Raw genomic sequence first — 9,900 nt, forward strand, 5'->3', positions numbered from 1 at the left:
ACTTTTCTTTGCTTCGCCAAAGAAAAGTAAGCAAAAGAAAGGCGACCCTGGTTGCTGCGTCCCCTGCGCTTCGCTCCGGGGCAACCTGCGGTGCTCGGTCCAGCCGGGGTCAAAAACAACTCGCCTGCGGCTCAAACAAGTTTTTGCCCTGATCCGTCTGGACCTGCGCTCCTCGGCGCATCCACAAGGGGCAATCGGGAGCGGGGCGGGGACAAAAGGGGGGGGCAGGGCAAGAGCTGGCGGCGATGCTGTGGCCATGAATTACTCCCTCTCCCTCTGGGAGAGGGCAGGGGTGAGGGCCGCCGGCGGTTGATGTGTGGCTGCGGGTGCGAAGGCTGCTGGCCCTCACCCTAACCCTCTCCCAGAGGGAGAGGGGATAAGAAGGAAGACAAATACAAACAAGGACACGCCAATGGCGTGTCCTTGTTTCTTCAGGTATTCGGTATTGGTATTTCTTCCCCACCCCTTGTGGATGCGCCGAGGAGCGCAGGTTCAGGCGGATCAGGGATCGCGTTGTTTGAGCGGAGTGAAACGCAGCGAGTTTAGCGAGACCCCGCCTGAACCGAGCACCGCAGGTTGCCCGTAGCGAAGCGGAGGGACGCAGGAGCCAGGGTCGCCTTTTCTTTGCTTACGTTCTTTTGGCGAAGCAAAAGAAAGTAAGTCGCCCGCCGGGGCGAGACCCGGCCAGCAAGCCTATGCAGAGAGAGCCACGCCCAGGTCTCGTCAGGCCAAAAACTTCATATCCCGAAGCCAGGCGGCAAGGCGTTCCGCAAACACCTTATAGCCTTCAGCATTCGCATGAATCTGGTCCGACCGCAGTTCGCTGCGCGACAGCACATAAGACCAGCCGTCGCTGAACAGCGGCGTGCCGGTTTCCTTCGCGACTTCGGCGTACACCTCGTGGTCCTTCAGTGAATTGGTCATGGCCGACAGTGCGACGGGTTTGGGTTCCGCGACCAGTACCACCTGCGCGCTCGCGGCCGCCGTCTGCACCAGGCTTTTGAGTGCCGCGCGTGTGCGTTCCAGCGGCAGGTTGCGCAGGAAATCATTGCCGCCTATCGAGATCAACACGAGGCCCGGCGTGTTCTCCTGCAGCAGGGCGGGCAGCCGCGCCAGCGCGCCTTCGGCCGTGTCGCCGTTGATGCCGGCGTTTTTGGTGACGTAGCCCGTCAGCTGCTCCAGATGCTGTGGGTAGCCGGCACCCGCCGTCGCGCCGAAGCCGTAGGTCAGCGAATCGCCCAGGCACAGCAGCACGGCCTCCTTGGGCAATGTTTTGCCTTGGGTTTTGGCTTTCTTTGAGCAGCCGGCTGCCAGCACGAGCGCCGACGCCATGCCGGCCAGCAGCAGCCGGCGTTGAAACCTGTGATCGGAAGATGCGTGCATGGGACGGGCTCCGGTGCTGCGGTGTCGATGGGAAGGGGATGGACGGATTTTGCCAGCGCTTGACCTGTATCAAGCGTGGCGGCGGGCAGGCCTTCTAAAGTCCGGGGTTTCCCCACCCCGGCGCGTGCCGCCCTTTCCATGCCAATCGAACTCTACCGCGACGGGCAGCATGCCTGCCTGATGTTTACCGACCTCGTCGAGGAGGACAACCAGGCCGTGCAAGCCAACCAGTTCCTCATCGTGGACAACGGCACGGGCGCCGTGATCGATCCGGGCGGCAACCTGGCCTTCAATGAACTTTTCCTCGGCATGTCGCGCCACTTCAGCCCGCAAAAGCTGTCTTACATCATCGCCTCGCACGCCGACCCCGACATCATCGCCTCGCTGGACCGCTGGCTCACCTCCACCCCGGCGCAGCTGGTGATCTCGCGCGTGTGGGAGCGCTTCGTGCCGCATTTCACCAAGGTGGGCAAGACGGACAGGCGCGTGATCGGCGTGGCCGACGCCGGCGGGCGACTGCCTCTGGGCCGCAGCGAGCTGTGGCTGCTGCCCGCGCACTTCCTGCACTCGGAAGGCAACTTCCATTTCTACGACCCGGTCAGCCGCATTCTTTTCACCGGTGACCTCGGCGTTTCCATCACCTCGGGCCGCGATGCCCAGGTGCCGGTGACCGACCTCGGCAAAGGCCACTTGCGCCTGATGGAAGGCTTTCACCGCCGCTACATGGTGTCCAACAAGGTCATGCGCCTGTGGGTGCGCATGGCGCGCCAGCTCGACATCCGCATGCTGGTGCCGCAGCATGGCGCGCCGCTCGAAGGCGCGGCCATAGGCCAGTTTTTTGACTGGGCCGAGTCGCTGATGTGCGGCATAGACCTGTTCGACGAAAAGCACTACCAGTTGCCCACCGCAGCCATTGCCGTGCCGGCGAAGGCCGCGCCAGCGGGCGTGGCTTAACGCGAATTCGCCTGCACCCAGCGCACGATGTCCGCCGCGCCCATGGCGCCCGCCTGGCGCGCCACCTCGCGGCCGTTTTTGAACAGTGCCAGCGTGGGAATGCTGCGGATATTGAAGCGCGCGCCCAGGTTGGGCACGGCCTCGGTGTCGACCTTGGCCACGCGCACCTGGGGCTCCAGTTGCGCGGCGGCCTGTTCATAAGCCGGCGCCATTTGCCTGCAGGGGCCGCACCAGGGCGCCCAGAAGTCGACCAGCACCGGGATCTGGTTGCGGCCGATGTGTTTGTCGAAGGCCGCTTCGTCGAGCGCGGTGGAGTGCGCGACGAACAAGGCCTTCTTGCAATTGCCGCAGGTCGGCTCGCTGGCCAGTTGCTCGGCGCGCACACGGTTGGTGGTGTGGCAATGGGGGCAGACGATATGGAGTGGGTCGGACATCCGCCGCAACTGGGGGCCGGCGCGGGTATTTCAAGCACGGTGGCCCCCAGTTGCGGCCAGGCTGCTGCAAACGCGGCGTAAAGACTTACAGACGCGCCCTTAGCCTACGCGTGCCGGCCTGTCGCGGGAGAACAATCGGGTTTCTCCACCACGAAAGATTTCAATGAAGAATCACAAAACCCTGCTGGCCGTCCTGGCCGCCGCAGCCCTTGCCTTCAGCGGGCTTGCCATGGCCAGGGACAATGACAACCACGGCAACGGCCACGGGAACAAGCACGGCAACCACAAGCCCGGCAAGCGCCACGGCCCCCCGCCGCACGCGCAAAACGACGGGCGCGGCGCCGGCCCCGACCACAACTTCTACAAGGGCGGCCATTTGCCCGCCCAGTACCGCACCAAAGGCTATTGGGTGGAAGACTGGCGCGGCCACCGCCTGAGCGCGCCGCCGGCCGGCTACCACTGGGTGCAAACCGGCGGAGACTATGTGCTGGTGCAGAACACTAGCGGTATCATTTTCCAGATCAACCTGGGCCAGTAAACTCGGGTGAAAGGGGCCACACCGGCCCTGTTTCAAGTTGCAAGGAGCGTATTGAATTTGAAACCGCCACAGATGCACTACCGGGCCGTTCCGCGTGCGGCCCTGCTTGCAGGCTCCGTGGGCCTGGCCCTGGTTCTGACGGCCTGCGGCAGCGGCGTCAAGTCGTTTCCGCTGCAGGAAAAGTTCGGCTCCACCGCCACCTATTCGCGCCTGTTCGACGCCACTGCCGCGCAGACCTGCGAGGCCTCGCGCCGCGCGCTGCTCAGCCAAGGCTACATCATCAACACCGCCAGCAGCGACCTGGTCGAAGGCCAGAAGAGCTTCCAGCCGGAGGCCGAGTCGCACCTGCAGATGGTGATACGCGTGGTGTGCGCGCCCGAAAGCCCCGACGGCAAAATCAGCCTCGGTTTTGTCACCGCGCTGCAGGACAGCTACCAGCTCAAAAAGAGCAACAACTCCGCCAGCCTGGGCGTGGGCGCCATAGGTTCGGTGTCCTTGCCGTTCACCTCGGGCAATGACTCGATGGTGAAAGTCGGCAGCGTCACGATTTCGTCGGACGAGTTTTACGAAGGCTTCTTTGACCTGGTGAGCCGCTATCTGGCGACGGTCGATGACTTGCCTCCAGGCGTCAGGTAAGCCATTTCCGACGCGCCGTGTAAGGCCTCCTGTACATCCTGATACCCCGTCATGCCGCGCGGTAAACCGGGCGTAAAACCAGGCCCGCATTACACGCGCCCTACCTGCGCCTTACACAGCGTTGACTTTGGGGCTCCACCATGAAATCACTGAAGCACGAGGCCATCCCGGCCGGTGTTTCGGAAAGCAAGCCTTCAGGCCTTCCAGTTTTTGCCTGCGGGTTTGCCGGTTCACTCATTGAGCAAAGGAGCCCCCATGAAATCGAAACTCTTGACCGCATCCCTTCTGGCCACCGCGCTGGCTGCGGGCCTGGCCGCCGCACCGGCCATGGCGCAGCCAGGTCCCGCATATCCGCCTCATGTGGTGTACGCGCCCGGCGCGGTGCAGACGCCGGGCATCGACAACGCCCAGCAAGCCGTCAGCGACCGCATCCGCCAGGGCCTGCAGTCCGGCCGCATCACGCCTTCGGAAGCCCGCCAGCTCTACCGCCGCGACAGCGACATCCAGAACCGTGAAGCCGCCTACAAATCCGACGGCCGCGTCACGCCGCAGGAGCGCCAGCAGTTGCGCAATGACATGGCCCAGCTCAGCGCGGAGGTTGAACGCGCCATCGCCAACGACCGCACCGTCGCCGTGGGACGGCCCGGCGACAGGCTGGGCGCCATCGACAGCCAGGAGTTCAACATCAGCCGCCGCATTGACGAAGGCGTGCGCACCCATCGCCTGAGCCTGCAGGAAGCGGGCCGTCTGCAGGCCCGCGAGCAGGCCATCGAGCGCCAGGAAGCCGCCTACCGGTCCGACGGCGTGGTGACGCCGCAGGAGCGCAGCAACCTGCGCGCGCAACTGACCGCCTTGCGCGATGAGGTGGAGCGCCTCATCAATCCGCGCGGTTAAGCATCCGGGTTCGCCAGGGCCCATCAAGGCCTTGAGCATTAAAAAACCCCGGTCAGCGCATGGCGCCGGCCGGGGTTTTGTTTTAAAGGGCGAAGTGATTAAGCGGCTTTGGCGCGGCGCTGGCTGTAAGCCGAACTGCGCCTGGTCGCTGCCTTGTGGTCGCCGGCAATCTTGCCGGCCAGCGTGGCGCTCTTCTGCTCGATCTGCGCGGCCAGCTTGCTCAAAGCCAGTGCGCCGGGCGCGGTGGCCTGGGCCAGGGTGTTCAGCGTGGTCACACCGGTTTTTTCTTCAAACAGCGCGGCGTTCGCGGCGGCGCGTTCCACGCCGGCTTCCGCCACTTTCACGAGCTGGCTCACGACCTGCTCGGCGCCGCTGGTGGTCAGCAGCAAGCCCTTGGTGTAGTAGGCGCTGAAAGCGGCTTGCGCGGCCGAGGCGTTCTTCGCCGTTTCAGCCGTCAATTCGGTGCGCGATTGTTTCAGCGCCTTGTTCCAGCGCTGCTCCAGCAGGCTGACCACACGCTCGCCGCCTGCGCGGTAGGCATGGATGACGTTGAGGACGGTATTGCCGTAAGAGCCGATCAGGTCGGTGGCAACGGTGGAGAGGTTTTTGGCGCTCATGGTGATTCCTTCAATAGGCTTTGGTGATGGGCCATCTTGCCTTTTTTGGCTAGTGAGGGCGACCTAACGGGTTAGAGAGGGGTGTCCATATTTGCCGGGTCTTGCGCCGGTTTGCGCGCTTGCTCTGTGCTCTTTGCTGAGGGCGGCTGGCCGGGCGACCCCGGCCAGCAAGCCTTGGCAGAGGGCACACCTGCCGGGAGCAACTACAAACTATCCCGAACTCCGGCGGTAATCTCCAACGACCTCCTCGCAACAGCCGGATCAAAAATATGCGTAGTCACCATCAACTCATCCGCCCGAGTCTCGGCAATAAAAGACCGCAGCCCTTCCCGTACCGTCGCGGGCGCGCCCGCCACCGCATACCGCAGCATGCGCTGCGCACCGGCTTTTTCGGCGGGCGACCAGTAGGCTTCGATGTCGTCGATGGGCGGCGGCATGGGGCCGGGTGTTCCGCGCAGCAGGTTGGTCATGGCTTGCTGGACTGACGTGAGCTGGTAGCGGGCGGCTTCGTCGGTATCGGCGGCGACCACGTTGGCGGCCACCATGGCGTAGGGTTTGTCGAGCTGCTCTGAGGGCTCGAAGCGGTCGCGGTAGATTTCAAGCGCCTGCATCAGCATGTCGGGCGCGAAATGCGAGGCGAAGGCAAAGGGCAGGCCCAGCGCGGCGGCGAGCTGGGCGCCGAAGAGGCTGGAGCCCAGAATCCACAGCGGCACCTTCAGGCCCGCGCCCGGCACGGCGCGGATTCTCTGGCCGGGCTCCACGTCTTCAAAGTAGTGGCGCAGCTCCTGCACGTCCTGCGGAAAGGTATCGGCATTGTTCTGGTGGTCGCGGCGCAGCGCGCGGGCGGTCAGCTGGTCGGTGCCGGGCGCGCGGCCCAGGCCCAGGTCAATGCGGCCGGGGTAGAGCGAGGCCAGTGTGCCGAACTGCTCGGCAATCACCAGCGGCGAATGGTTGGGCAGCATCACGCCGCCCGATCCGACGCGAATCGTGTGTGTGCCGCCCGCAACGTGGCCAATCACTACCGCGGTGGCGGCGCTGGCGATGCCGGGGTTGTTGTGGTGTTCGGCCAGCCAGAAGCGCTTGAAGCCCAGCTGCTCGGCATGCCGGGCCAGGGCCAGGGTGTTGTGGAAGGCCTGGGTGGCGGTGGAGCCGGTGACGATGGGGGATAAATCGAGGACTGAGAAGGGGATCATGTTTTTGCGCCTTCTCCTTCTGGGAGAAGGTGGGGATGAGGGCTTGCGGCCCTGGGTATTGAGCCGTGTTTGCTTGAATGCCGCTGGCCCTCACCCCAGCCCTCTCCCAGGGGGAGAGGGAGTGAAGCGGAATCCGTTGGGTTTGCAGGCATGGAGGTGTTGTGGGGTGCCGGGCCAGTTTAGGAGCTTCACGATGGCCGCGCGGGTGGCAGGGTATAAACCCTGCATGAGCGATCTCCCGGATATTCAACTGCCTCCCGAGGCGCTGGCGCTGCTGGCCACGGCCAGCCGTTTTGAAACCCCCTGCGGCGCCGGCACCATGGTCTGGCACACCTGGGGCCAGGCGACGCGCCGGCCTGAACTGGCGCCGCTGGTGCTGCTGCACGGCGGCAGCGGCAGCTGGATGCACTGGCTGCGCAACATTCCCGCGCTGGCCGCATCAGGCCGCTGGGTGCTGGTGCCGGATCTTCCCGGTTTCGGCGATTCGGCGGCGCCGCCGCATGGCACCGACGCCGACGTGCTGCCCGAGCCGGTGGAGCAGGGCCTGGCCGTGCTGGTGGGCGAAGCGGCCTGCGACCTGGTGGGGTTTTCTTTTGGCGGCATGGTGGCCGGCTTTGTGGCGCAGCGCTTTCCCGCGCGCGCGGCGCGCCTGGTGCTGGTGGGCGCGCCGGGCCTGGGCGTGGCGCGGGAACAGACGCTGCGCCTGCGCGCCTGGCGGCACGTCACCGACGCCGGCGAGCGGGACGTGATCCATCGCCACAACCTCGCGGTCCTGATGCTGCACCGCGAAGAGGCGATCAACGAACTGGCTTTGCGCCTGCACATCGCCAACGTGCTGCGCGACCGCATGAAAGGCCGCAGCCTGGCGCGCACCGACGCGCTGGCGCAGGCCTTGGCCGGCGTGCGCTGCCTGGTGCGGGCGATCTATGGGCGGGAGGATGCGCTGTACCGCGGCAAGCTCGATGCGCTGCAGGCGGCCCTGGCGCGGGCTGTGGATTTCAGGGGCCTGGCGCTGATAGACGATGCCGGCCACTGGGTGCAGTTCGAGCGCGCGCAGGCCTTTGACAAGGCCCTCCTTGCGGCGCTCGACGCTGCTTTCTAGCGTTTACTTCTCAATCGCGAGCAGCTCGATGTCGAAGGTCAGCGTGGCATTGGGCGGCACCACGCCGCCGGCGCCGCGGTCACCATACGCGGTGGCGGGCGGGCAGGTCAGCGTGGCTTTGCCGCCGACCTTGATTTTCTGCACGCCTTCGGTCCAGCAGGGCACGACGCGGTTCAGCGGGAAGGTGGCGGGCGCGCCGCGTTTGTAGGAGCTGTCGAATTCCTTGCCGTCGGCCAGCGTGCCGCGGTAGTGCACCTTGACGGTGTCGGTGGCCTTGGGCTGCGCGCCCGTGCCGTCGGTGGTGTGCACGATCTTCACGCCGCTGGGCAGGGTTTCGGCCGGTGCGGCGGCGAGGGCTGCGGTGGAAACGGTAAAGGAGGCGAAGGAGGCGAGTGCGATGAGCGCGGCGGTGAATGTCTTCATGGAGGTCATGCTTTCATGGCTGATGAGGTAATCGGGGATGTCTGGCCTGATTATGGCCCCGGTGCCTGCCTTGCCCCCGGTGGCGCCGGCTGGCCTATCATGGGGCGACCGCATCGCCCGCCCTGCGGCAATTTCATCCCCCTCAAGAGGACGCCCCCCATGAACCACCGCGATGAGCACGATGCCCACAGGAGAATTTTTTTGCAGCGCGCAGGCCTGGGCGCCGCGGCCATGGGCGCCTTCCCGCTTCAGGGCCTGGCGGCGGGGCATGAAACGCTGCCTTTCGGCAATGGCGAGCGCGAACTGGTGACCTACCCGGGCAAGCGCCCTTTGCTGCGCGTCACCACGCGGCCGCCGCACCTCGAAACACCTTTCAGCGCCTTCAGCGAAGGGGCGATCACGCCCAACAATGCTTTCTTCGTGCGCTACCACCTGGCCAACATCCCCAAGCGCATAGACGCCAAGGCCTACCGCCTCAGGGTGGGCGGGCATGTCAAGCAATCGCTGTCGCTTTCGCTGGACGAACTCAAGGCGCTGGCCGCGCCGGTCGAGGTGGTGGCTGTCAACCAGTGCTCGGGCAACAGCCGTGGTTTCTTTGAACCGCGGGTCTTCGGCGCGCAACTGGGCAACGGTTCCATGGGCAATGCGCGCTGGGTCGGCGTGCCGCTGCGCGCCGTGCTCGAAAAAGCCGGTGTGCTGCCAGGAGCCAAACAAGTGGCCATGAACGGCCTGGACACACCGGTGCTGCCGCAGACGCCGGATTTCATCAAGGCCCTGGACATCGACCTGGCGCTCAGCGCCGAGCCCATCGTGGCCTGGTCCATGAACGGCGCCGACATTCCTTTCCTCAACGGCTACCCGATCAAGCTCATCGTGCCGGGCTACTTCGGCACCTACTGGGTCAAGCACCTGAGCGAGATCGTCGTGATGGACCACGGCTTCGAGGGTTTTTTCATGTCGACGGCCTACCGCGTGCCCGACAACGAATGCCAGTGCGTGCCGGCCGGCACCGCGCCCACGGCGACGCGGCCCATCACCACGCTGCCGGTGCGCTCCTTCCTCACCAGCGTGGCGGGCGGCGCGCGCGTGCCGGCGGGCAAGCCGGTTCAGCTCAAGGGCATTGCCTTTGACGGCGGCAGCGGCATCCGCAAGGTCGAGGTGTCCGAAGACGGGCAGCAATGGCGCGAGGCCACGCTGGGCAAGGACCTGGGGCGCTTCTCGTTTCGCGAGTGGAGCTTCGGCGTGACGCCGCCGCGCAAGGGCGAGTTCAAGCTTTTGGTGCGGGCCACCAATGTGAAGGGCGAGGTGCAGCCCGCCACGGCCAGCTGGAACCCCGGCGGTTATGCGCGCAACGTAGTTGAAACCACGCGCCTGCTGGCGGTCTAGGAAGTCGCCATGAACACCATGAATTCAATCGCCGCACGCGTTCTTTCCGCAGTCGCCTTGGCGCTGGGCTGCGGCGCCGTCATGGCGCAAGCCGTGCAAACCGTGACCCTGCCGCTGGAAACCGCCAGGCTCAAGCCGTCCAAGCTGGCCGGTTACCAGATCGCCATGCAGAAATGCGGCATCTGCCATTCGGCCGACTACATCAGCCAGCAGCCGCCGGCCATGACGGCAAGCCAATGGACCGCCGAGGTGCGCAAGATGGAGCATGCCTATGCCGCGCCGCTCAGCGACAGCGACGTGGCGCAGATCGGCGAATACCTGGCGGTGACTTATGGCGGCG

Annotated in this window: 11 protein-coding genes and 1 pseudogene; 7 read left to right on the plus strand and 5 right to left on the minus strand. The window is 65.4% G+C overall.

Annotation, left to right across the window (positions count from 1 at the left end; genetic code table 11):
* Nucleotides 1-723 precede the first annotated feature (723 nt).
* Entirely contained in the window at nt 724-1,383 is a 660-nt protein-coding gene (locus tag ACLV74_RS24910; protein WP_411882106.1) for a GDSL-type esterase/lipase family protein, read from the minus strand.
* A 138-nt stretch (nt 1,384-1,521) separates the two neighbouring features.
* Between ACLV74_RS24910 and ACLV74_RS24915 the strand changes: the two genes are divergently transcribed.
* On the plus strand, nt 1,522-2,337 hold the full coding sequence (locus ACLV74_RS24915) for an MBL fold metallo-hydrolase (protein WP_411882107.1): 816 nt from the start codon (nt 1,522-1,524) through the stop codon (nt 2,335-2,337).
* On the opposite strand, the gene trxC is transcribed toward ACLV74_RS24915, so the two are convergent.
* The gene (gene trxC, locus ACLV74_RS24920) at nt 2,334-2,771 is read right to left on the minus strand and encodes a thioredoxin TrxC (RefSeq protein WP_411882108.1); all 438 of its coding nucleotides are present in this window, start codon (nt 2,769-2,771) and stop codon (nt 2,334-2,336) included. The genes ACLV74_RS24915 and trxC overlap by 4 nt on opposite strands.
* A 163-nt stretch (nt 2,772-2,934) precedes the next feature.
* Here trxC and ACLV74_RS24925 point away from each other — a divergent pair, with 163 nt between their 5' ends.
* From ACLV74_RS24925 to ACLV74_RS24935, 3 genes are all read left to right on the plus strand, one after another.
* The gene (locus tag ACLV74_RS24925) at nt 2,935-3,309 is read left to right on the plus strand and encodes an RcnB family protein (RefSeq protein ID WP_411882109.1); all 375 of its coding nucleotides are present in this window, start codon (nt 2,935-2,937) and stop codon (nt 3,307-3,309) included.
* A gap of 72 nt (nt 3,310-3,381) precedes the next feature.
* Nucleotides 3,382-3,945, plus strand: coding sequence for a DUF2242 domain-containing protein (locus ACLV74_RS24930; RefSeq protein ID WP_411882116.1), 564 nt, complete (start codon nt 3,382-3,384; stop codon nt 3,943-3,945).
* 255 nt (nt 3,946-4,200) lie between these two features.
* Nucleotides 4,201-4,839 (plus strand): hypothetical protein, encoded by a 639-nt coding sequence (locus ACLV74_RS24935; protein WP_411882110.1) that lies wholly within the window; start codon nt 4,201-4,203, stop codon nt 4,837-4,839.
* A gap of 98 nt (nt 4,840-4,937) precedes the next feature.
* On the opposite strand, the gene ACLV74_RS24940 is transcribed toward ACLV74_RS24935, so the two are convergent.
* Entirely contained in the window at nt 4,938-5,456 is a 519-nt protein-coding gene (locus ACLV74_RS24940; RefSeq protein WP_411882111.1) for a hypothetical protein, read from the minus strand.
* Between the two features lie 203 nt (nt 5,457-5,659).
* Nucleotides 5,660-6,649, minus strand: coding sequence for an LLM class flavin-dependent oxidoreductase (locus ACLV74_RS24945; RefSeq protein WP_411882112.1), 990 nt, complete (start codon nt 6,647-6,649; stop codon nt 5,660-5,662).
* A 226-nt stretch (nt 6,650-6,875) separates the two neighbouring features.
* Here ACLV74_RS24945 and ACLV74_RS24950 point away from each other — a divergent pair, with 226 nt between their 5' ends.
* Nucleotides 6,876-7,751: an alpha/beta fold hydrolase gene (locus ACLV74_RS24950; RefSeq protein WP_411882113.1), complete on the plus strand. Its 876-nt coding sequence runs from the start codon at nt 6,876-6,878 to the stop codon at nt 7,749-7,751.
* Between the two features lie 3 nt (nt 7,752-7,754).
* Here ACLV74_RS24950 and ACLV74_RS24955 read toward each other — a convergent pair whose 3' ends face one another.
* Nucleotides 7,755-8,174, minus strand: coding sequence for an FKBP-type peptidyl-prolyl cis-trans isomerase (locus ACLV74_RS24955; protein ID WP_411882114.1), 420 nt, complete (start codon nt 8,172-8,174; stop codon nt 7,755-7,757).
* Between the two features lie 159 nt (nt 8,175-8,333).
* Between ACLV74_RS24955 and ACLV74_RS24960 the strand changes: the two genes are divergently transcribed.
* Nucleotides 8,334-9,560, plus strand: a complete 1,227-nt coding sequence (locus ACLV74_RS24960; RefSeq protein WP_411882115.1) for a molybdopterin-dependent oxidoreductase — start codon at nt 8,334-8,336, stop codon at nt 9,558-9,560.
* Between the two features lie 9 nt (nt 9,561-9,569).
* Nucleotides 9,570-9,900 (plus strand): annotated as a pseudogene (locus ACLV74_RS24965) (cytochrome C552); the annotation flags it as partial.

The organism is Polaromonas sp. YR568 (assembly GCF_943369415.1).
GTDB lineage: Bacteria > Pseudomonadota > Gammaproteobacteria > Burkholderiales > Burkholderiaceae_C > Polaromonas.